This window comes from Mesorhizobium sp. LSJC269B00 (assembly GCF_000502815.1).
Lineage (GTDB): Bacteria > Pseudomonadota > Alphaproteobacteria > Rhizobiales > Rhizobiaceae > Mesorhizobium.
This window is the reverse complement of sequence record NZ_AYVN01000015.1, coordinates 125,540-147,167: the sequence shown is the minus strand read 5'-3', so window position 1 is coordinate 147,167 and position 21,628 is coordinate 125,540. Positions and strand designations below refer to the sequence as shown.

The following is a 21,628-nucleotide window of genomic DNA, read 5'->3' as shown; positions in this document are numbered from 1 at the left end:
GATCCCAAAAAGTGGGTACCGGTTTTTGGAAAAGATCATGCTCCAACAAAGGGTTAGATCATGATGAGATTTCAACCAAATCTCATCACGATCTAGCGCGCCAGCGCCCGGGAGCGGGCTGGGATGGTCATTGCCGCAACGCCGGCGACGACGCAGCCCATGCCCCAGAAAGCTGTCGGCCCAAGGCTCTCGCCGAGGAACACGACGCCGATGCCGACGCCGATCGGCACGCGCAGATAGGCCTGCGACGTCGTGCCGACCGAACCAAGCGTGTGGATGAGGCGGAAAAAGATGCAGAAGGCCAGCGCCGTGGAGAACACCGACAATGCCAACAAGGCCAGTATCGACGCCATTGAAGGCGACAGGGTCCACGGGCGGTCGAAGGCCAGGCTCAAGGGGACGAGGATGACCGCGCCGCACAGCATCGAGCCGGCGGCCGGCAGCATCGGGTCGAGTCCCCTAAAGCCGCGGCCGAAAATGGCGGCGCCGGCATAGCAGACCGTGGCGGCAATGACGGCAAGCTGCGCCCACAATTGATGGCCGAGCCCGCCAAGCGCCTGGGTGCCGACGATCAGGCAAATGCCGGCAATGCCGGCACCGACACCGAACAGCTTGCGTGCGGTCACGGATTCATGGCGGGTGATAAGCGCGGTCAGCAGGAAGGTGAAGATCGGCGAGGTCGCGTTGAGAATGGTGGCCAGACCGGCGTCGATGGAGCGCTCGGCGGCGGCGATCAGCGTGAACGGCACGACGCTGTTGAGGCAGGCCTGGACCATGAACCGCCACAAGGTCGCGCTGTCCTTGGGCATGGCGAGGCCGCGCCAGCGGATCAGCGCGAGCAGGATGGCGCCGGCAATCAAGGTGCGGGCAGCGATGAAGGATATCGGCGGGATCGTCTCGACACCGATCTTGATGAAGGTATAGGACGCGCCCCACAGGGCGGCCAGCACGCCAAGCAGCGCCAGTTCGGTGGTCATGTCGGTCTTTGCTTGCATGCGGGTGCTTCCAGCGCTTGATTTGAGGCCAAGCTTGTAGGCGACCCGGCGGTCAGATGCTTCGGCCACGGTCGAACTGTGATGGAGCCTCGTCCCAGGCGCGCGCGCCGGCTTGGGCCGGCAAAGGATGGAAATCGGTTGCCATTTTTCGGGGTGATGCTGTAGACCCGCCCGGGCGCGGCAGAAAGCCGGCAGGTTCCGAGGCGGAGACATTGATGCCGGATTTTGACGTGCTTTGCATCGGCAATGCCATTGTCGACATCATCGCCCAGTGCGACGACGCTTTTCTCGAGACCAACGGCATCATCAAGGGTGCGATGAACCTCATCGACACCAAGCGCGCCGAGCTGCTCTACAGCCGCATGGGGCCGGCGATCGAGGCCTCGGGCGGCAGCGCCGGCAACACGGCGGCGGGCGTCGCCAGCTTCGGCGGCCGCGCCGCATTCTTCGGCAAGGTATCGAACGACCCGCTCGGCGAGATCTACGCCCATGACATCCATGCCCAGGGCGTTGCCTTCGACACTAGGCCGCTTGAGGGACAGCCGCCGACGGCGCGCTCGATGATATTCGTCACCCCCGATGGCGAGCGTTCGATGAACACCTATCTCGGCGCCTGCGTCGAACTCGGCCCGGAAGACGTGGAGGCCGACAAGGCATCCGGCGCCAAGGTTACCTATTTCGAGGGCTATCTGTGGGATCCGCCGCGCGCCAAGGAGNAATCTACGCCCATGACATCCATGCCCAGGGCGTTGCCTTCGACACCAGGCCGCTTGAGGGACAGCCGCCGACGGCGCGCTCGATGATATTCGTCACCCCCGATGGCGAGCGTTCGATGAACACCTATCTCGGCGCCTGCGTCGAACTCGGCCCGGAAGACGTCGAGGCCGACAAGGCATCCGGCGCCAAGGTTACCTATTTCGAGGGCTATCTGTGGGATCCGCCGCGCGCCAAGGAGGCGATCCGGCAGACGGCGAAGCTCGCACACGAGGCCGGGCGCGAAGTGTCGATGACGTTGTCGGATTCGTTCTGCGTCGACCGCTACCGGGACGAGTTCCTCGAGCTGATGCGCTCGGGCACTGTCGACATTGTCTTTGCCAACAGCCACGAGATCAAGTCGCTCTACCAGACAAAATCCTTCGACGAGGCGCTGGCGGCTATCCGCAAAGACTGCAAGATTGCCGCCGTCACCCGCTCCGAAAAAGGCTCAGTGATCGTGCGCGGCGACGAGACCGTCACCATTCAGGCGACGACGATCCGCGAACTGGTCGACACCACCGGCGCCGGCGACCTCTATGCCGCCGGTTTCCTCTACGGCTACACCTCGGGGCGCAGCCTGAAGGATTGCGGCGATCTCGGCTCGCTGGCCGCCGGGCTGGTGATCCAGCAGCTCGGGCCACGGCCGCGGCAAAACCTGCGCAGCGCGGCCCAATTGGCGGGGTTGCTGTAGGGCCGTCTTTCGGCGCGCAGCGCCGAGCCAGATGAGGGGTTCCCGCCGGATCAGGCTGTCCGGCGCTCCGCTCAGGCGGTGCGGCGAAGGTCGTCGGACGTAGGCCCGGGTTCCAAAGCCCCGGCGGTGACCAGCCGGTTGCGGCCGCTCTTTTTGCCGATGTACATCAGTCGGTCGGCGAGCGTTATCAGCGCCTCCGAATCGGACGCTTCCGCCGGGTAGATGGCGACGCCAACGGTGCAACCAACATGGATGGCTCCATTCGGCGTCGGCACCTTGATCCGCAGCTTTTCCAGGATACGTTCGGCGACGCCCACGGCCTTCTGTCGGGCCCGGCTAGCCTCTCCTGAAAACAGGAATGCGAACTCGTCTCCACCGAGCCGCGCCACGAAATCAGCGCTGCGCAGGATGGTGCGAAGCTGACCCGCCACCTCCTGCAGCAGCGCGTCGCCGGCCTCGTGGCCGAGCGTGTCGTTGACCTTCTTGAACCTATCGAGGTCGATGAACAGCAGGCCGGCCGCCTGGCCGGTGCTGTCGCAGCGGTCGATCACCGACCTCAGCTCGTTGTGAAAGGCGCGCCGGTTGGGCAGGCCGGTCAATGCATCGTGGTTGGCCGAATGATCGCTCTGCTGCTTGGCCAGCTCGATCTCGCGCTTTTGTACGGAGAGTTCCTCATTGGCGGCCTTGAGTTCGAGCAGCAGTTCGGCATTGAGATCCTCGACTACCTTACGGTCGCTAATGTCGACGACGAAACCTTCGAGGAATTCGAGTTCGCCGGCACCATCCCAGACCCCGCCTCCGATCTCGCGCACCCAGAGCGGCTCGCCGACCTGTGGCACGATGCGGTAGTCGACGTTCCAGTTGCAGCGCGCCTCGAGCGCGGTATCGACGGCGGCATAGACCGCAGCGAGATCATCCGGGTGGATCGCCGAGACATAGTCGCGCACGGCATTTTGAATGAAGTCGCTCGGCCGATAACCGCTGACGGTTAAAATGCCGTCGCTGATGTAGAGCATGGTGTAGGACGCATCGTTGCGGCAACGGTAGAGATAACCGTCCATGCGGCCGGTGATGCTCAGCAGCGCATCCAGGCGCTCGTCGTGATAGACCCCCTGGCCGACCACAGATGCCGTGTCATGCTTCATGGCCGCACCCCCGTTTTGGCGGTCTGAGCGCGCCGCCAATGCCATAAGGCCATAGGGGGCGAGAACGTTCCCTATAGCAGCCGAATATTATCAATCTCTTATGCGTTGGCGATTTTGCCGCCAATCAGGCTCCCGCGCTATAGGCCGCGATCGCAGCCATGTTGACGATGTCCGAATCCTTGGCGTTGAGCGAGACGATCTGGACCGGTTTGTTCAAGCCGACCAGCAGCGGGCCGATGACGGTGGAGCCGCCGAGTTCCTGCAGCATCTTGGTCGAGATCGAGGCCGAGTGGAACGCCGGCATGATCAGCACGTTGGCCGGGCCGGTCAGCCGGATGAACGGATACTGCGCCATGGCACGGGCGTTCAACGCAACGTCGGCGGCCATCTCGCCGTCATATTCGAAATCGACGCGGCGCTTGTCGAGGATACGCACCGCTTCCTGCACCCGCTCGGAGCGTTCGCCCTGCGGGTGGCCGAAGGTCGAATAGGCAAGCATGGCGAGCCTCGGCTCGTAGCCCATGCGGCGGGCAAATCCCGCCGCCTCTTCGGCGATGTCGGCGATCTGTTCGGCATTGGGCATGTCGTGCACGGCGGTATCGGCGACGAGGACTGTTTTGCCCCGCGCGAGCACGATGGAGACGCCGATGACGCGGTGTCCGGGCTTGGCGTCGATGACGCGGCGGATATCGTCAAGCGCCGTGGAATAGTTGCGGGTGACGCCGGTGACGATGCCGTCGGCATCGCCCAGCGCCACCATGCAGGCAGCGAAATGGTTGCGGTCGTTGTTGATCAGCCGCTGGCAGTCGCGGAACAGGAAGCCTTTGCGCTGCATGCGCTCGTAGAGATAATCGGTGTAGATGCTGTTGCGGCGCGAAAGCCTGGCATTGATGATCTCGATGCCTTGCTTGTTCAGGTCGATGCCGGCGTGCCTGGCGTTTTCCTTGATGACGTCGTCGCGGCCAAGCAGGATCGCGGTGCCGAGCTTCTGGTTCACATAGGATACGGCGGCGCGCATCACCTGTTCTTCCTCGCCCTCGGCAAAGACGATGCGCTTGGGCTGGCGGCGGACGCGATCGTAGATGCGCTGCAAGGTCGAGGCGATCGGGTCGCGGCGGGCCGACAGCTCCTGCGCGTAGCGGTCGAGGTCGAGGATAGGCTTGCGGGCGACGCCTGACTCCATCGCCGCCTTGGCCACAGCGAGCGGGATGGCCGAGATCAGGCGCGGATCGAACGGCACCGGGATGATGTAGTTGGGGCCGAATTTCGGCCGGTTGCCCTGATAGGCGGCGGCGACATCGTCGGGCACGTCCTTGCGCGCCAGGTCGGCCAGCGCTCTCGCTGCGGCGATCTTCATGTCGTCATTGATGGTGATGGCCCTGACATCCAGCGCACCGCGGAAGATGTAGGGGAAGCCCAGCACATTGTTGACCTGGTTGGGGTAGTCGGAACGCCCGGTGGCCATGATGGCATCGGTGCGGATTTCGGCCACTTCCTCCGGCGTGATCTCCGGGTCGGGATTGGCCATGGCGAAGATGATCGGGTTCTTGGCCATCGACTGCACCATCTTGGTGGTCAATGCGCCCTTGGCCGACAGGCCGAGGAAGACGTCGGCGCCGTCCAGCGCCTCGGCCAGGCTGCGCGTGTCGGTCTTGACCGCATGCGCCGACTTCCACTGGTTCATGCCTTCGGTGCGGCCCTGGTAGACGACGCCCTTGGTGTCGCACAGGATGATGTTCTCGGGGGCAAAGCCTATCGCCTTCATCAGTTCGATGCAGGCAATGCCGGCGGCGCCGGCGCCGTTGCAGACCATTTTCGTGGTCTTCATGTCGCGGCCGGTGATCTCCAGCGCGTTGATCAGCCCGGCGGCCGAGATGATGGCGGTGCCGTGCTGGTCGTCATGGAAGACCGGGATGTCCATCAGTTCGCGCAGCCGCTGCTCGATGATGAAGCATTCCGGCGCCTTGATGTCTTCCAGGTTGATGCCGCCGAAGGACGGGCCGAGAAAGCGCACGCAGTTGATGAATTCGTCGGCATCCTCGGTGTCGACCTCGAGGTCGATGGAATCGACATCGGCGAAGCGCTTGAACAGCACCGCCTTGCCTTCCATCACCGGCTTGGAGGCCAACGCGCCGAGATTGCCGAGGCCGAGAATGGCGGTGCCGTTGGAGATGACGGCGACCATGTTGCCGCGCGTCGTGTAGTCGAAAGCGCGGCTGGGGTCTTCGGCGATGGCCAGCACAGGAACCGCCACACCCGGCGAATAGGCGAGGCTCAGATCGCGCTGCGTAGCCATCGGCTTGGTGGCGACGATCTCCAGCTTGCCGGGGCGGCCCATGGCGTGGAATTCCAGCGCCTCCTCGGCGCTGACGGAGGGGCCGCTGTTTTCGGTTTTCTTGGCCATGATGCTTTTGATTTCCTCGCCGGTGTCGCCCCCTTGAGACGGGTGCGTGTTTTTGAAACTTCTGGATCAAGGCTACACGCCACCGCTGTAAATCGCCAAGCGATCTTCACGCCCGCAGCGAATCTCCCGAAGTCGAACGGCGTCACGTCGGCTCTGGCTCGCTGACGAAGGCAGCGATTTCGCGCACCGTTCCCCGCCGCATCATGCCGTCTGTGCCGGGGAAAGGCCACGTCTCGATGGGTGGCGCACGGCTTCCCTTGCGCCGCAGCAATGCAGTCAGGAACGCCATGAGTTCGATGCGCTGGGCGTGAACCTTCTCCAGCGTGCGGCGGCGGATGTGCTGACGCGGTATGGCACGATCTCGCAGCGTCTCGACGGCGCGGCGAATGGCAGCCGGTTCCGGATCGGCGACGATGCAATAATCCGGATCGAAATAGACGTCGCGACCGCCAAGGCTCGGCGTACTGACGATCGGCAGGCCGGCCATCAGATATTCCATCGAGGAGTACATCGCTCCTTCCACGGCCGACAGGCACAGCCCGACGGCGGCCTGGTTGTAGACGTGGTTGACCTGTTGCGCCGTCAGCTTGCCCGGCCAGCCGTCGACGAGCGGATTGGCGATCTGGTGCAGCAGCGATTGCGCCTGCAGTCGCCGGACAAAGGCGCGGGCGGCAACCGGCGGCAATTCGCCGATCGAATAGGTGATGTGGGCCAGCCGCTCTATGTCGAAGGCCAGGTGATGGCGTTTGATCGGCGAGATGCGGCCATTGTAGACGGCGTCGAATTCGACCGGCACGTCCGGCAGCGGCCGGAATATATCCTCCGATACCATCAGATTGTGGTTGGAGAAGATGGCATTGCCGCCCGCAGCCGCGACGAGACGGCGCTCTTCCTCGGTGTTGCACAGGAAGATGATCTCGTGCAGCGGAAACCGGCCGGCGTACCAGGCGAGGTCGCGGCCCATCCGGGAGATGACCGCCGGCCGCTCCATGGTCCAGGTCTGCATCGTCAGGAAGGTGACGCGCCGTCCCGCCAGGCGCCGGCCAAGGGCCGCCAGCGGATAGAGCGGACGGGCTCCGCCAATCGGGACATAGAGCACCAGCGGGTCGCGGCTGAGCACATGCAGCGACATCTCGATGCCGCTATCGAGATCGGACAGCGGTCCCCGTGTCGGCAGGAGGAAGGGGACGCGCTTGCGCACTGTCCCGCTAAGCTTGCTTTTGGTGCGGTGGACGCGCCGCGCCGCCAACAGCAGCAGGCGCTCAAGCGCCGATCCAGCCGGACCGACCAGCTCTTCGAACGCCTCCTGTTTGTCCTGATCCATGCCGCTTATCCCCGCCATGGCGATCATAGGGTCTGGTTGGCGCCCGAAGCAACCAACGGCTTCACCCGGCATAGAGGGAGCACAAGCCGCCGTCGAGGCCGGTCGTCCCCTGCTTTTCGAGCCGCCTGCATTAAACCCCGCACCCACATCTGCTAGCGTGCGGGCATGAACATGCACACTTCAGCAGAAACCGACGCCCCAGAGGTGACACCGCCTGCGCCCGTCGGCAGCGTCACGCCGATGATGGAGCAGTTTATCGAGATCAAGGCGGCGAATCCGGATTCTCTGCTGTTCTACCGCATGGGCGATTTCTACGAGCTGTTCTTCGACGACGCCGAAAAGGCGAGCCGGGCGCTGGGCATCGTCCTGACCAAGCGCGGCAAGCACCAGGGCCATGACATTCCGATGTGCGGCGTGCCGGTGCATGCGGCCGACGACTATCTGCAAAAGCTGATCGGCCAAGGTTTTCGCGTTGCCGTCTGCGAGCAGATCGAGGATCCGGCGGAAGCCAGGAAGCGCGGCGGCAAATCGGTCGTACGCCGTGACGTGGTGCGCCTGGTGACGCCAGGCACCATCACCGAGGATAAATTGCTGGCGCCGTCGGAATCGAGCTTCCTGATGGCGCTAGGGCGGGTGAAGGGCGGCAACAGCGGTGACGCCTTCGCCCTGGCCTGGATCGAGATCTCGACCGGCGTCTTCCGCGTCGCCGAAACCACGGCCGACCGCCTGCTGGCCGATGTCTTCCGCGTCGACCCGCGCGAGCTGATCGTCGCCGAGCCGGTGTTTTACGATCCCGAGCTGAAGCCGGTGTTCGACGTCATCGGCCGCGTCGCCAGCCCGCAGCCGCCGTCGCTTTTCGATTCGGCTTCGGCAGCGGGGCGGATCGCGCGCTTCTTCGAAGTGGCGACGCCTGACAGTTTCGGTGCCTTCTCGCGCGCCGAATTGTCGGCGATCTCGGGCGCCATCGCCTACGTCGAAAAGACGCAGAAGGCCGAGCGGCCGCCTTTGTCGCGTCCCGAACGCGAGGAGCAGGGCTCGACGCTGTTCATCGATCCTGCGACACGCGGCAATCTGGAACTGTTGCGCACGCTGTCGGGCAGCCGCGACGGCTCGCTGTTCAAGGCTATAGACCGCACGGTCACCGGCGGCGGAGCCAGGCTGCTCGCCGACCGGCTGATGGCGCCGCTGACCGATCCGGCGGCGATTGCTGCCCGGCTTGATTCGGTATCGTTCTTCCGCACCGAGACGCGGCTCTGCCAGGCGGTGCGGTCAAGCCTGAAGAGCGTCGCCGACATGCCGCGGGCGCTGTCGCGGTTGGCGCTCAACCGCGGCGGTCCGCGCGATCTCGGCGCGCTGCGTGCCGGCTTCGAAGCGGCGGCCACCATTGCCGAACTGTTCGGAACGACCGTCCTGCCCGCTGAGCTGACCGCGGCACTTGCCGCGATAAAGGCGCTGCCGCGCGCGCTGGCCGAGCATCTGACCCAGGCTCTTGGCGAGGAACTGCCGCTGCTGAGGCGCGACGGCGGCTTCGTGCGTGGCGGCTACCATGCCGAACTCGACGAAATGCGGGCGCTGCGCGACGAATCGCGCAAGGTGATCGCCGGACTGGAGCGCTCGCTGATCGAGGAGACCGGCATCCGCTCGCTGAAAATCCGGCACAACAATGTGCTGGGTTACTACATCGAGGTGACCGCCAACCACCATTCGATCATGACCGGAAGCGACGGCGCCAAGGCGCGCTTCATCCACCGCCAGACCATGGCCAATGCCATGCGTTTCACCACGACCGAACTTGCCGAACTCGAGACCAAGATCGCCAATGCCGCCGACCGGGCGCTGAGCATCGAGCTTGCCGCTTTCGATACGCTGACGGCTGAGGCGGTCGGCGAGGCGCAGAAGATCCGCGCCGGCGCCGATGCGCTCGCCGTGCTCGACGTGTCGGCGGCGCTCGCGCTGTTGTCGGAGAGCGAAGCCTGGTGCCGGCCGCTGGTCGATTCCAGCCTTGCCTTCGACATTTCGGGCGGGCGCCATCCTGTGGTGGAACAGGCGCTGCGGCGTTCGGGCGAAGGGCCGTTCGTCGCCAATGATTGCGATCTGTCGCCGCAAGACGGGGCCAAGGCCGGCGCGATCTGGCTGCTCACCGGTCCGAATATGGGCGGTAAGTCGACCTTCCTGCGGCAAAACGCACTGATCGCCATCCTCGCCCAAACCGGTTCCTTCGTGCCGGCGACGTCGGCCCATATCGGCGTTGTCGACCGGCTGTTCTCGCGGGTCGGCGCCTCGGACGATCTGGCGCGTGGCCGTTCGACCTTCATGGTCGAGATGGTAGAGACGGCGGCGATCCTCAACCAGGCCGGTGAGCGGGCGCTGGTGATCCTCGACGAAATCGGCCGCGGCACCGCCACCTTCGATGGCCTGTCGATCGCCTGGGCGGCCGTCGAGTATCTGCACGAGAAGAACCGCTGCCGGGCGATCTTCGCCACTCATTTCCACGAAATGACGGCACTCTCCGGCAAGCTGCCGCGACTGCACAATGTCACGATGCGGGTCAAGGAGTGGGAAGGCGACGTCGTCTTCCTGCACGAGGTCGGCAAGGGTGCCGCCGATCGCTCCTATGGCGTTCAGGTCGCTCGCCTTGCCGGTCTGCCGGAAGCGGTGGTCGGCCGCGCCAAAGAGGTGCTGCATCAGCTCGAGGAAGGCGATGTCTCCGGCAAGGCCAACCGACTGGTCGACGATCTGCCGCTGTTTTCGGTGGCAATGAAGCGGGAAGCGGCAAAGCCTGCGGAGAGCGACGCATTGGGCGCAGCGCTGGGTGAGATCAATCCAGACGAGATGACGCCGCGCGAGGCGCTGGAAGCGCTCTACCGGCTGAAGGGGCTGGCGGGGAAAACCTAGCCCGATTTCGGCCTTGACCAATTGTACCGATTGGTACAATGCTCGCCATCGCCTTTGCCGATGGGAGAATGACATGAGCCGTCCGCCGCTGCCGCCCTTCACCGCCGAGACCGCCGCGCAGAAGGCTCGGCTTGCCGAAGACGCCTGGAACAGCCGCGATCCCGAACGGGTTTCGCTCGCCTATACGCAGGACAGCACCTGGCGCAACCGCGCCGAGTTCGTCTCGGGCAGAAACGAGATCGTCTCCTTCCTCACGCGCAAATGGGCTCGCGAGCTCGACTACCGCCTGATCAAGGAGGTCTGGACCTGGAACGACAACCGCATCGCGGTGCGCTTTGCCTATGAATGGCGCGACGACAGTGGCCACTGGTTCCGCTCCTACGGCAATGAGAATTGGGAATTCGACGCGGCCGGGCTGATGCGTAGGCGCGTCGCCAGCATCAACGACCTGCCGATCGCCGAGGGTGAGCGCAAATATCACTGGCCGCTCGGCCGCCGGCCGGACGACCATCCCGGCCTGTCCGAACTCGGATTTTAGAATATGATCCCTAGAGCTGTGTCGCGGTTTTCGGCAAAGATCATGCTCAAGCGGAAAAACTAGCGCATGCGCAGGATCGCGCCCGATCGCGCCGATTTGCTCTCCATCATCGGCGAGGTTTTCCGCGAACACGGCTATGAAGGGGCGAGCCTGGCGCGGATCGGTGCGGCGACCGGCCTAGGCAAAGGCAGCCTTTACCACTTCTTCCCCGGCGGCAAGGAAGAGATGGCGGCGGCTGTCATTGCCCATATAGATGGCTGGTTCGAGGAGAATGTCTTCGTGCCGTTGCAGGACAGGGCCTACCCTCGCACGGGCATCGATCGGATGTTCGAAGCGACCGACAGCTATTTCCGCTCGGGACGCCGGGTGTGCCTGATCGGCGCCTTCGCGCTGGACGAATCCCGCGACCTCTTCGCCATTGCGATCAAAAGCTATTTCGGCCGCTGGGTGGCGCATCTTGCCGAAGCGCTGACCCGAAGCGGGCACAGCGCTGGCAGGGCGGACGAACTCGCCGAAGAAGCGGTCGGCGCCATCCAGGGCGCGCTCACGCTGGCACGCGCCTTCGACGACACGGCAGTGTTTTCCCGCGCCCTGCAACGAGCGCGGGCGGCGCTGGAAACCACCTAGCCAATTGCATGGGCGTCTGGCATTCAGAATGCGAGTTGTTCATTGCCACCTCCTAGGCCCATCCATAACGAAATTGGGAAGGCAAATGGCGCGATCTCATGAAGCATTGCCGTGAGGATACTGCCCCACATGATTTGGACTCCGCACGAGGTCGTCAAGACTGAATTGCAACCTGGAGAAACCGTGCGCTGGACTGGATCTCCATCCTTTATGGGTATGCTTCGGACCCAGTTATTTCCGATTATTTTTGCCATCGCCTTGACCTGTTTCTGTACTCCACTCCTCCTCAGCGCTCTAAGCGAACCATTCCTTAAGCACATTGGGTGGAATTCACTCTCGCTGATCACGTGGTTTGTCGCTATTGGCTTTGGACTATGCCTGCTCGGCAATGCCGTCTGGAATACTTTGGCTGTATGGCGAACGGTCTACGCCGTGACCGATCGTCGAATCCTTATCATCAGCGATTTGTGGTGGCGGCATGTCCTTGCCATGGCCCCTAATGCCATAAACACCATTGAGCGAAACGAACGCTCGAACGGTAGAGGATCGATTACCTTTCGCCGGGAAACGGTTGATACGGGCGACGAACCAACCACAACCACAGTGAGCTTTGTCGGTGTCCGCGATGTGCGAAACGCAGCGCGCGAGATCGAAAACCTACGACTGGGCAGCAAGTAGACGGCCAGTCTGACCAACCGCAATCAATTCAGATCATCTCCAGCCCGCGCTTGCGCGTCGGCGGTGGAAAGGCGCGGTCGAGTTCGGCGAGGTCTTCGGCCGTCAGCCTGATATCGAGCGCGGCGACATTCTGGCGGACATGGTCGTGGCTGCTCGCCTTCGGAATGGCGATGACAGCGGGCTGCGCCATCACCCAGGCAAGCGCGATCTGTGCTGCCGTGGCGTTGTGGCGGGCGGCGATGGTTTCCAGCCTGGAATTGCGCGCCAGCGCGCCCTGCTCGACCGGCGAATAGGCCATCAGCGGGATGCCGCGCTGCCGGCTCCACGGTGCGAGATCGAATTCGGGGCCGCGCCGCGACAGATTGTAGAGCACCTGGTTGGTCTGGACATGATCGCCAGACGACAGGCCGGTCAACTCCTCCATCTCGTCGGTGTCGAAATTGCTGACACCCCAGTGGCGTATCTTGCCGGCCTCCTTCAGCGCCTCGAACGCCTCGACGGTTTCAGATAGAGGCACACTGCCCGGCCAGTGCAGGAGATAGAGATCGATGCGGTCGGTGCGCAGGCGCTTCAAGCTGTTTTCGCAGGCCCGCGCCACGCCGGCGCGCGAGGCATTGGACGGCAATACCTTGGAGACAAGAAAGAGTTCGTCGCGGCGCCCGGCAATGGCTTCCGCCACCACCTCCTCGGCGCCGCCGCTGGCATACATTTCAGCGGTGTCGATCAACGTCATGCCGAGGTCCAGCCCGAGCTTCAGGGCATTGACCTCCCCGGCGCGGCGGCGGGAATCCTCGCCCATCTTCCATGTGCCCTGTCCCAGCACCTGGACGGCCTCGCCCGAAGGCAGCGTGGTGGCTCTTATCGTCGATGGCATGTGGGCTCCTGGCGCCGTGTAATCGATGTGAATGGCATCACAACCACGGAGAGAAATCCAGAATGGATCTCTCCGGCATGGCCGTTGCTGCCTTACTTCGCCGGATGGGCGGCGAGCCAGGCCTGCATCTTGGCGATCTCGGCTTCCTGCGCGGCGATGACATCTTCGGCCAGCTTGCGGATTTCGGGATCCTTGCCATTGGCGAGTTCCACCTTGGCCATGTCGATCGCGCCCCGATGATGCGGGATCATGCCGCGCACGAAATCGACATCGGCATTGCCGGAATATTCGATCATCATGTCGGTGTGCATCTTGTCCATCGCCGCCTTGTAGCCGTCGGTCGAAGGACCTTGCGCGCCCATCGCGCCCATGTCGTGTTTCATCTCTTCGGATTGCGCCGGGACGCTTTCGAGGAAAACGGCAAGCAGCATTCCCGCCGCCATCATCAAAAGCACGATTTTCTTAGCCAAGGTCATCCATGATCTCCTGTTGATTGAAATTCGAATCTGGGGGCTTTGCTCAGAGTTTCAACGTCCGCAGCCGCAATGCGTTGGCGATGACCGAAACCGAAGACAGGCTCATGGCCGCCGCCGCCAGCATCGGCGACAAAAGCGTGCCGGTGAGCGGATAGAGCACGCCGGCAGCAACCGGCACGCCAAGCACATTGTAGAGGAAGGCGAAAAACAGATTCTGGCGGATGTTGCGGATAGTCCCCTGGGCGAGCGTTCGCGCCCTGACGATGCCGTTGAGATCGCCCTTGACCAGCGTAATGCCGGCGCTCTCGACAGCGACATCGGCGCCGGTGCCCATGGCGATGCCGACATCGGCGCTGGCCAAGGCCGGCGCATCGTTGACGCCGTCCCCGGCCATGGCGACGCCGGCACCTTTCGCACGCAACTCCTCGACAAGGGCGGCCTTTTGTTCCGGCAGAAGGCCGGCGCGCACCTCGTCAATGCCAAGGCTTTTGGCGATGGCGCGCGCCGTGCGCTCGTTGTCGCCGGTCGCCATGATGATCCGCAAGCCTCTGTCGTGCAGCGCCCTGATCGCCTCGGCTGTCGTTGCCTTGACCGGATCGGCGACCGCGACAATGCCGGCCAGTCTTTTGTCCACCGCAACGAACATCGCCGTCTTGCCCTCGGCCTGCAGCGCCTCAGCTTTCGCCGAAAGGGAAGCGGTGTCCATGCCCACGTCGGCCATCATGGCGGCGTTGCCGAGAGAAACCTTCCTGCCAGACACCGTGCCGGATACGCCCTTGCCGGTGACGGCGTCGAAGCCGCTGGCCTCGATGAGCGTCAGCCCGCGTTCGCCGGCGCCGCCGACAATGGCCTCGGCCAGCGGATGCTCCGAGCCTTTTTCCAGCCCGGCGGCGAGCGCCAGCAACTCATTCTCGGACAGGCCGTCGGCAGCGACGACATCGGTCAAGCGAGGCTTGCCTTCGGTCAAGGTGCCGGTCTTGTCGACGATCAACGTGTCGACCGAAGCGAAGCGCTCGAGCGCGGCCGCGTCCTTGATCAGCACGCCCGCGTGCGCCCCGCGCCCGGTGGCGGTCATGATCGACATCGGCGTCGCCAGGCCGAGCGCGCAGGGGCAGGCGATGATCAGCACCGAGACCGCCGAGACGATGGCAAAGATCAAGCTGGGTTCGGGACCGAAGATCGCCCAGGCGGCAAAGGCCGCGAGCGCGACCAGCACGACGGCCGGCACGAAGTAGAAGGAGACGCGATCGGCCAGACCTTGAATCGGCGCGCGCGAACGCTGCGCCTTTGCGACCAGCTCGACGATGCGCGAAAGCGTCGTTTCGGAGCCGACCTTTTCGGCGCGCATGATCAGCGAACCGTTCTTGTTGAGCGTGCCGCCGGTCAAGGCATCGCCTTTCGTTTTTTCGACCGGCAGCGGCTCGCCCGAGATCATCGATTCGTCAACGGCGGAACGGCCTTCCGTTACAGTGCCGTCGACCGGCACGGCGTCGCCCGGACGGATGCGTAGGTGGTCGCCGGTCTTGACCGCAACGAGCGGCACGTCGGTGTCGGAGCCGTCCTCCCCGATCAGCCTTGCCGTCTTCGGCGCCAGGTCGAGCAGCGCACGGATGGCCGAGCCGGTCTTTTCGCGCGCCCGCAATTCGAGCACCTGACCGAGGAATACCAGCGCGACGATGACGGCGGCTGCCTCGAAATAGACCGGCACTGTGCCGCCATGACCGCGGAACTGGTGTGGAAAAATGTCCGGGAACAGAGTGGCCGCCACGCTGTAGAGATAGGCAGCGCCGACACCGAGCGAAATCAGCGTCCACATATTGGGGCTGCGGTTGACCAGCGACTCCCAGCCTCGGTGGAAGAACGGGAAGGCCGCCCACAGCACGACGGGGCTGGCCAGCGCCAATTCCAGCCAGACCATCGTTCGCCCGTCGACAAACGCCTGGAACGTCAGGCCGAGCATCGGCGCCATGGCAACGATCAGCAGCGGCAGGGACAGCACCGCGCTGACCCAGAACCGTCTGGTGAAGTCTACCAGTTCGGGGTTCGGGCCCTCATCGCCAGTGGGAACGCCCATCGGCTCAAGCGCCATGCCGCAGATCGGGCAGGAGCCGGGCTTGTCTCTTACCACTTCGGGATGCATCGGGCAGGTGTATTGCGTGCCTTTCCGCACTGGCGACGGCGTCGGCCTGTCACCGAGATAGTTTTGCGGCTCGGCCTCGAACTTCGCCCGGCAGCCGGCCGAGCAGAAATAGAAACCCTGGCCTTCGTGGCGGAAAAAATGCCTGGCGGTAGCGCGGTCGACACTCATGCCACAGACGGGGTCGGTGGCGGTCAGGTATTTTTCGGGCCCGGCGACGAATTTCGTACGGCAACCCTCGCTGCAGAAGTGAAAGAGACGGCCGCCATGCTCGGCCGTCGGCTTGCCCGCTGCCGGATCGACGCTCATGCCGCAGACCGGATCGCGCACCACTGCTTCGGCGGCCGGCTCAGCAGCCTTTGCCGTACAGCAGTTGCCATCGGCCGCGTGCGCGTGGTGGTGATGCTCGGAATGCGCCATCGAAAAGTGCCTTATATCTGTCTGGGTGAGGAGGTAGTGCTTCCAGTAACTGGAAGGTCAAGGGGCGATTTCCACTTTTCGATCGTGGCCGTCATCGCGCACATCGAGGGAAAATCGCTTACGCAACTTTGTTCCCATGCTATGGACGCGCGTCCCACTGCATCGATCCCACCCAAATGAAATGCCTGATTATCAATCTCGATCGGTCCCGCGATCGCCTCGCCCATGTAACGGCGGAGTTCGCGCGCATCGGCATCGCCTTCGAGCGGGTCGCCGCCATCGATGCGCGAGATCGGCCGGATCTGGCCGAAATGCCGCAGGGCAAGAAGCATTTGCGCCTGGCCGACGCCGAGATTGCCTGCCTGCTCAGCCACCAACAGTGTTGGTCGACGATCGCTGCAGGTGAGGATGCTTACGCGGCGATTTTCGAGGACGATGTCGTTTTCCCGGACAAAGCCGGCGCTTTGCTTGCCGATGCGGGCTGGATTCCCGCCGATGCGGACATCGTCAAGTTGGAAACGTTCTTCAACCGGACCGTAATTTCACGCAAGCAAGTTGCCTGCGGCCACGGTTTTTCTGCGAGCAGACTGCACGGGCTCCATATCGGTACGGCGGGATACATCCTGTCCAGACAGGCCGCGCGGGACCTTCTTGCGGCAACGAATGAGATCAGCATTCCCGTCGATCACCTCATCTTCAATCCGCGTTTTGCGACCTCGTCCGACAAGGTCATTTACCAACTCGTCCCAGCATTGTGCCTGCAGGCACAATTCCTCGGCGACAGTCCGGTGAGATTGCCAAGCCTGCTCAAGCAGGAGCGAACAGAGGAATGGGTGGCAAGCGGGATAGGTAAACGGCGCCCCAGGCCAATCACCGCCAAGGTAAGGATCGAGACCAGGCGGTTGACGCGGCAGATCGCCGATCTCTTCCGGCTCCGGCGCGAGATGATCATCCCTTTCTGGTATCGCGGCCGACGCGTCCGTCCGCCCCATACACAGCGCCGTGAAAACGCGCTATAGACGCCGCGCAAAGGCGAGGCCCACCGGCAATCCATGGCAAAAATCTCCCTCAAGCTCGACGCGCTGATCGACAGCGAGGCTTTGCGCCGCGACATGACGGCGCTGATCTCGGCCGCCAGCGGCATCGAGCCCGGCGCGCGCGTCGGTGCGCTCCGGCTGCTGAAGGATCGGCTGACCGAGGGCCGCAAGGTTGCCGAGCGCATGCTGATGGACGATGGCAGCGGCACGGCCTGCGCCGCCCGGCTGTCGCATCTGATGGACGAGATCATCCGCGCCCTCTACGAGTTCGCCGCGACCCACGTCTACCGGGTGAAAAGCCCCTCGACCGCAGAGCGCATGGCGGTCGTTGCCGTCGGCGGCTATGGCCGCGGCACGCTGGCGCCGGGCTCCGACATCGACCTGTTGTTCCTGCTGCCCTACAAGCAGACGCCGTGGGGCGAACAGATCGTCGAATATATGCTCTATATGTTGTGGGACCTCGGGTTGAAGGTTGGCCACGCCACCCGCAACATCGACGAGTGTCTCAGGCTGTCGCGCAGCGACATCACCATCCGCACCACGATCCTGGAAGCGCGGTTCCTATGGGGCGAACAGAAGCTCTTCGACGAATTGCTGACCCGCTTCGACCATGAAGTGGTGCGCACCACCGGACCGGAATATGTGCAGGCCAAGCTCGCCGAACGCGATGATCGCCATGCCAAGGCCGGCGAAAGCCGCTATCTGGTCGAGCCCAACGTCAAGGACGGCAAGGGCGGCCTGCGCGATTTGCAGACGCTGTTCTGGATCGCCAAATACTTCTATCGCGTGCGCACCGGCGAGGAACTGGTCGAAAAGGGCGTCTTCACCGAAGCCGAGTACCGCGAATTCCAGAAGGCCGAAGACTTCCTGTGGGCGGTGCGCTGCCACATGCATTTCCTCACCGGCAAGCCAGAGGAACGGCTGCATTTCGATATCCAGCGCGAGATCGCCGAACGGCTGGGCTACACCACGCATCCCGGTCTGTCGGCGGTCGAGCGCTTCATGAAGCACTACTTCCTCGTCGCCAAGGATGTCGGCGACCTCACCCGCATCTTCTGCGCCGCGCTCGAGGAAGAGCAGGCCAAGCATGTGCCCGGCTTCAACCGCATCTTCCTCACCTTCCAGCGCCGCAAGCGCAAGCTGGCAGGCACGTCGGACTTCATTGTCGACAATCACCGCATCAACGTCGCCGACGACAGCGTGTTCGAGCGCGACCCGGTCAATCTGCTCAGGCTGTTCTGGTTCGCCGACAAGCACGGGCTGGAGTTCCATCCCGATGCGCTGAAGCTGCTCACCCGCTCGCTCGGTCTGGTCAACAAGTCGCTGCGGCGCGACGAGGAGGCCAACCGGCTGTTCCTCGACATCCTGACCTCGGACCGCAATGCCGAGCTTAATTTGCGGCGCATGAACGAGGCCGGCCTGCTCGGCAGGCTGATCCCCGATTTCGGCAGAATAGTCGCCATGATGCAGTTCTCGATGTACCACCACTATACGGTGGACGAGCACCTGATCCGCTGCATCGGCGTCTTGGCCGAGATCGAGCGCGGCGATGGTGAAAAGGTGCATCCGCTGTCGCACACGCTGATGCCGGGGCTAGAGAAGAGCCGCGAGGCACTCTATGTCGCGGTGCTGCTGCACGACATCGCCAAGGGCCGGCCGGAGGATCACTCAGAGGCCGGCGCCCGGATCGCACGCCGCATCTGCCCGCATATGGGGCTGTCGGCCGCCGACACCGAGACCGTCGCCTGGCTGGTCGAGAACCATCTGGTGATGTCGATGACGGCGCAGACGCGCGACCTCAACGACCGCAAGACGATCGAGGATTTCGCCTCGATCGTGCAATCGGTCGAGCGGCTGAAAATGCTGTTGATCCTGACCGTCTGCGACATCAGGGGTGTCGGGCCGGGCGTGTGGAACGGCTGGAAGGGCCAGCTCCTGCGCACGCTCTACTACGAGACCGAACTGCTTTTGACCGGCGGCTTCTCGGAAGTGTCGCGCGCCAAGCGGACGGCGGCGGCGCGCGAGCGGCTGGCCGAGGCGCTGGCCGATTGGCCGGACAAGGCCCGCAAGCGCTATGTCGGCCTGCATTACGAGAACTATCTGCTGACGGTCGACCTCCCCGATCAGTTGCGCCATGCCGAATTCATCCGCGAAGCCGACGCGGCAGGCAAGAAGCTCGCCACCGTGGTCAGGACCCACCAATTCGAGGCGGTGACCGAGATAACCGTGCTGGCGCAGGATCATCCGCGCCTGCTTTCGGTCATTGCCGGCGCCTGCGCGGGAGCCGGCGGCAACATCGTCGACGCGCAGATCTTCACCACGTCCGACGGCCGCGCGCTGGACATCATCCTGATCTCACGGGAATTCGACCGCGATGAGGATGAGCGCCGTCGCGCCGAGCGCGTCGGCCGGCTGATCGAGGACGTGCTGTCGGGCAAGAGCTGGCTGCCGGAGATGATCGAGAAGCGCACCCGGCCGCGGCGCGGCGCCAAGGTGTTCAAGATTCCGCCGCGCGCCGAAATCCGCAACACGCTGTCGAACCGGTTTTCGGTGATCGAGGTCGAGGGACTGGACCGGCCTGGGCTGTTGTCGGAAATCACCAGTGCGTTGTCCGATCTCTCGCTCGACATCGCCTCGGCTCACATCACCACCTTCGGCGAGAAGGTGATCGACACTTTCTATGTCACCGACCTTACGGGGCAGAAGATCGACAACCCGGCACGCACCGCCACCATCCACGCCAGGCTGATCGCGGCGCTTGAAGGCGTTGTCCCGGAGCGCGGCGGCAAGGCCAAGGCGGCGGCCGAGTGACCATCACTTTGTTCCAATCACCCCCTTTGTCCCAATCATCCCCTTTGTCCCAATCATCCAGGCAATCTCCCCGCGCATGAGCCTCGTCAAGAAATTCGCCACGGTTGCGTCCGGCACGCTGATGAGCCGCGCCCTTGGCTTTGGCCGCGAAATGCTGATGGCGGCCGCACTCGGCACCGGGCCGGTGGCGGACGCCTTCAACGCCGCCTTCCAGTTTCCCAACACGTTTCGCCGGCTGTTTGCCGAAGGCGCCTTCAACGCCGCTTTCGTGCCGCTGTTTGCCAAGGAGATCGAGACTCACGGCACCGACGGCGCCAAGCGCTTTTCGGAGGAAGTGTTCGGCGTCCTGTTCACCGCACTTCTGGCGCTGACCATCGTCATGGAATTGGCGATGCCGCTGATCGTGCGCTATCTCGTGGCGCCGGGCTTTGCCGACACGCCGGGCAAATTCGAGACGACCGTCCTGCTGGCGACGATCATGTTCCCGTATCTCATCTGCATGTCGCTCGCAGCCATGATGGCCGGCATGCTGAATTCGCTGCGCCGCTATTTCGCGGCTGCCGTGGCGCCCGCATTCCTCAACATCATCCTGATTAGCGTGCTCGGCTACGCCTGGTACCACGGCATGGATGCCCGTGAGGTTGGTTTCAGCCTGTCCTGGGGCGTGCTGGCGGCGGGGCTGGTACAGCTCGCCATTGTCTGGGTGGCGGTGCGCAATGCCGGCATCGCCATCGGCTTTCGCCGGCCGAAGATGACGCCCAACGTCAAGCGCCTGCTGATCCTGGCGCTGCCGGCGGCGATCACCGGCGGCATCACCCAGATCAACCAGCTGATCGGCACGGCGATCGCGTCGGCGCAGGACAGCGCCGTGTCGTCGCTTGCTTACGCCGACCGCATCTACCAGCTGCCGCTCGGCGTCGTCGGCGTCGCGGTGGCCATCGTGCTGTTGCCGGAGCTGTCGCGGGCACTGAAATCGGGCAATCTGGTCGAGGCGGCCAATCTGCAGAACCGCTCGGTCGAGTTCACGCTGTTCATGACCTTGCCGGCGGCGGCGGCCCTTTGGGTAATGGCGGAGCCGATCGTGCGGCTGGTCTATGAGCGCGGCGCCTTCGCCGCCACCGGCTCGACGCCGACCGTGGCCGCGATCCTGGCGATTTTCGGCCTCGGCCTGCCGGCCTTCGTGCTGATCAAGGCCTTCACTCCCGGCTATTTCGCCCGCGAGGATACGCGCACGCCGATGATGTTCGCCGCCATCTCGGTCGGCGTGAACGTGATCACCGCGCTGACGCTGTTCCCGAAAATGGGCGCGCCCGGCATTGCGGTGGCCTCGGCCGTCGCCGGCTGGGTCAACGCGGTGATGCTGCTTGCGGTGCTGATCCGACGTGGCCATTGGGGCCGCGACGTGCCGCTGCTGAAGCGCATTCCGCGTCTTGTGCTGTCGGCGGCGGTGATGGCGGTGGCGCTCTATTTCGCCGAGCACTGGCTGGCCGTCAGGCTCGGCCCCGGCTCGCCACTGGTGATCAAGGCCGTGACGCTTCTCTCATTGGTGGCCGGCGGGGCGCTGCTCTACTTCGTCACGGCTTTCGCCACCGGCGGCGCCGATTTCGGAATGATCCGGCGCAATGTGAAACGCGGCTCGGGCAAGGCAGCGGCGCCAGCCCCAAACGCCGATCTGGACGAATAGTCCGGGCGAGCTAACAGCAACACCGGTCTTGATCCTCTCCGCCCCTTCGTCCATAAGCGCGCCGTCGCAAGACTTTCGCCGCGCGTGGTTTCCAGCCGCGTGATTGGCTCCGAAAAGTCTGCAACTTTTCGGAATC

The 21,628-nt window shown here is 63.9% G+C and carries 15 protein-coding genes and 1 pseudogene; 9 read left to right on the top strand and 7 right to left on the bottom strand.

Going from position 1 to position 21,628, the window contains the following annotated elements; all coding sequences use genetic code 11:
* Positions 1 to 92: 92 nt before the first annotated feature.
* Entirely contained in the window at positions 93 to 995 is a 903-nt protein-coding gene (locus X771_RS139305) for an EamA family transporter (protein ID WP_023690035.1), read from the bottom strand.
* 56 nt (positions 996 to 1,051) lie between these two features.
* Here X771_RS139305 and X771_RS1000000169920 point away from each other — a divergent pair, with 56 nt between their 5' ends.
* The gene (locus X771_RS1000000169920) at positions 1,052 to 1,798 is read left to right on the top strand and encodes an adenosine kinase (protein ID WP_156936040.1); all 747 of its coding nucleotides are present in this window, start codon (positions 1,052 to 1,054) and stop codon (positions 1,796 to 1,798) included.
* Positions 1,714 to 2,442: pseudogene (locus tag X771_RS139315) on the top strand (adenosine kinase); the annotation flags it as partial. The gene X771_RS1000000169920 and the pseudogene X771_RS139315, both read left to right, overlap by 85 nt.
* A gap of 71 nt (positions 2,443 to 2,513) precedes the next feature.
* Here the strand turns inward: X771_RS139315 and X771_RS139320 are convergent.
* From X771_RS139320 to X771_RS139330, 3 genes are all read right to left on the bottom strand, one after another.
* Positions 2,514 to 3,587: a sensor domain-containing diguanylate cyclase gene (locus tag X771_RS139320; RefSeq protein ID WP_023732507.1), complete on the bottom strand. Its 1,074-nt coding sequence runs from the start codon at positions 3,585 to 3,587 to the stop codon at positions 2,514 to 2,516.
* Between the two features lie 124 nt (positions 3,588 to 3,711).
* Entirely contained in the window at positions 3,712 to 5,991 is a 2,280-nt protein-coding gene (locus X771_RS139325; protein WP_023690031.1) for an NADP-dependent malic enzyme, read from the bottom strand.
* Positions 5,992 to 6,133: 142 nt separating this feature from the next.
* Positions 6,134 to 7,315: a glycosyltransferase gene (locus X771_RS139330; protein WP_033001488.1), complete on the bottom strand. Its 1,182-nt coding sequence runs from the start codon at positions 7,313 to 7,315 to the stop codon at positions 6,134 to 6,136.
* 165 nt (positions 7,316 to 7,480) lie between these two features.
* Here X771_RS139330 and mutS point away from each other — a divergent pair, with 165 nt between their 5' ends.
* From mutS to X771_RS1000000166025, 4 genes are all read left to right on the top strand, one after another.
* On the top strand, positions 7,481 to 10,210 hold the full coding sequence (gene mutS, locus X771_RS139335; RefSeq protein WP_023690029.1) for a DNA mismatch repair protein MutS: 2,730 nt from the start codon (positions 7,481 to 7,483) through the stop codon (positions 10,208 to 10,210).
* A 73-nt stretch (positions 10,211 to 10,283) separates the two neighbouring features.
* Positions 10,284 to 10,748 (top strand): nuclear transport factor 2 family protein, encoded by a 465-nt coding sequence (locus X771_RS139340; protein ID WP_023685130.1) that lies wholly within the window; start codon positions 10,284 to 10,286, stop codon positions 10,746 to 10,748.
* 66 nt (positions 10,749 to 10,814) lie between these two features.
* Positions 10,815 to 11,375: a TetR/AcrR family transcriptional regulator gene (locus tag X771_RS139345; RefSeq protein WP_023690028.1), complete on the top strand. Its 561-nt coding sequence runs from the start codon at positions 10,815 to 10,817 to the stop codon at positions 11,373 to 11,375.
* A gap of 129 nt (positions 11,376 to 11,504) precedes the next feature.
* Positions 11,505 to 12,053 (top strand): hypothetical protein, encoded by a 549-nt coding sequence (locus X771_RS1000000166025; RefSeq protein WP_023690027.1) that lies wholly within the window; start codon positions 11,505 to 11,507, stop codon positions 12,051 to 12,053.
* A gap of 28 nt (positions 12,054 to 12,081) precedes the next feature.
* Here the strand turns inward: X771_RS1000000166025 and X771_RS139350 are convergent, their stop codons facing one another.
* The 3 genes from X771_RS139350 to X771_RS139360 form a co-directional block, all read right to left on the bottom strand.
* On the bottom strand, positions 12,082 to 12,927 hold the full coding sequence (locus X771_RS139350; RefSeq protein WP_023690026.1) for an aldo/keto reductase: 846 nt from the start codon (positions 12,925 to 12,927) through the stop codon (positions 12,082 to 12,084).
* A gap of 92 nt (positions 12,928 to 13,019) precedes the next feature.
* The gene (locus X771_RS139355; RefSeq protein ID WP_023685134.1) at positions 13,020 to 13,403 is read right to left on the bottom strand and encodes a DUF305 domain-containing protein; all 384 of its coding nucleotides are present in this window, start codon (positions 13,401 to 13,403) and stop codon (positions 13,020 to 13,022) included.
* Between the two features lie 43 nt (positions 13,404 to 13,446).
* Positions 13,447 to 15,960, bottom strand: a complete 2,514-nt coding sequence (locus X771_RS139360) for a heavy metal translocating P-type ATPase (protein WP_023690025.1) — start codon at positions 15,958 to 15,960, stop codon at positions 13,447 to 13,449.
* A gap of 176 nt (positions 15,961 to 16,136) precedes the next feature.
* On the opposite strand from X771_RS139360, the gene X771_RS139365 reads away from it, so the two are divergent.
* The 3 genes from X771_RS139365 (at position 16,137) to murJ (ending at position 21,492) form a co-directional block, all read left to right on the top strand.
* Positions 16,137 to 16,979: a glycosyltransferase family 25 protein gene (locus X771_RS139365; protein ID WP_023690024.1), complete on the top strand. Its 843-nt coding sequence runs from the start codon at positions 16,137 to 16,139 to the stop codon at positions 16,977 to 16,979.
* A 33-nt stretch (positions 16,980 to 17,012) separates the two neighbouring features.
* Positions 17,013 to 19,808, top strand: a complete 2,796-nt coding sequence (locus X771_RS139370) for a [protein-PII] uridylyltransferase (protein ID WP_023690023.1) — start codon at positions 17,013 to 17,015, stop codon at positions 19,806 to 19,808.
* Positions 19,809 to 19,884: 76 nt separating this feature from the next.
* On the top strand, positions 19,885 to 21,492 hold the full coding sequence (gene murJ, locus X771_RS139375; protein WP_023690022.1) for a murein biosynthesis integral membrane protein MurJ: 1,608 nt from the start codon (positions 19,885 to 19,887) through the stop codon (positions 21,490 to 21,492).
* The last annotated feature ends 136 nt before the right edge of the window (positions 21,493 to 21,628 follow it).

What these genes read in the sequence shown, in the direction of transcription:
- X771_RS139305 (WP_023690035.1), bottom strand. Translation starts at nt 995, where the DNA reads ATGCAAGCAAAGACCGACATGACCACCGAACTGGCGCTGCTTGGCGTG.
- X771_RS139320 (WP_023732507.1), bottom strand. Translation starts at nt 3,587, where the DNA reads ATGAAGCATGACACGGCATCTGTGGTCGGCCAGGGGGTCTATCACGAC.
- X771_RS139325 (WP_023690031.1), bottom strand. Translation starts at nt 5,991, where the DNA reads ATGGCCAAGAAAACCGAAAACAGCGGCCCCTCCGTCAGCGCCGAGGAG.
- X771_RS139330 (WP_033001488.1), bottom strand. Translation starts at nt 7,315, where the DNA reads ATGGATCAGGACAAACAGGAGGCGTTCGAAGAGCTGGTCGGTCCGGCT.
- mutS (WP_023690029.1), top strand. Translation starts at nt 7,481, where the DNA reads ATGAACATGCACACTTCAGCAGAAACCGACGCCCCAGAGGTGACACCG.
- X771_RS139340 (WP_023685130.1), top strand. Translation starts at nt 10,284, where the DNA reads ATGAGCCGTCCGCCGCTGCCGCCCTTCACCGCCGAGACCGCCGCGCAG.
- X771_RS139345 (WP_023690028.1), top strand. Translation starts at nt 10,815, where the DNA reads ATGCGCAGGATCGCGCCCGATCGCGCCGATTTGCTCTCCATCATCGGC.
- X771_RS1000000166025 (WP_023690027.1), top strand. Translation starts at nt 11,505, where the DNA reads ATGATTTGGACTCCGCACGAGGTCGTCAAGACTGAATTGCAACCTGGA.
- X771_RS139350 (WP_023690026.1), bottom strand. Translation starts at nt 12,927, where the DNA reads ATGCCATCGACGATAAGAGCCACCACGCTGCCTTCGGGCGAGGCCGTC.
- X771_RS139355 (WP_023685134.1), bottom strand. Translation starts at nt 13,403, where the DNA reads ATGACCTTGGCTAAGAAAATCGTGCTTTTGATGATGGCGGCGGGAATG.
- X771_RS139360 (WP_023690025.1), bottom strand. Translation starts at nt 15,960, where the DNA reads ATGGCGCATTCCGAGCATCACCACCACGCGCACGCGGCCGATGGCAAC.
- X771_RS139365 (WP_023690024.1), top strand. Translation starts at nt 16,137, where the DNA reads ATGAAATGCCTGATTATCAATCTCGATCGGTCCCGCGATCGCCTCGCC.
- X771_RS139370 (WP_023690023.1), top strand. Translation starts at nt 17,013, where the DNA reads ATGGCAAAAATCTCCCTCAAGCTCGACGCGCTGATCGACAGCGAGGCT.
- murJ (WP_023690022.1), top strand. Translation starts at nt 19,885, where the DNA reads ATGAGCCTCGTCAAGAAATTCGCCACGGTTGCGTCCGGCACGCTGATG.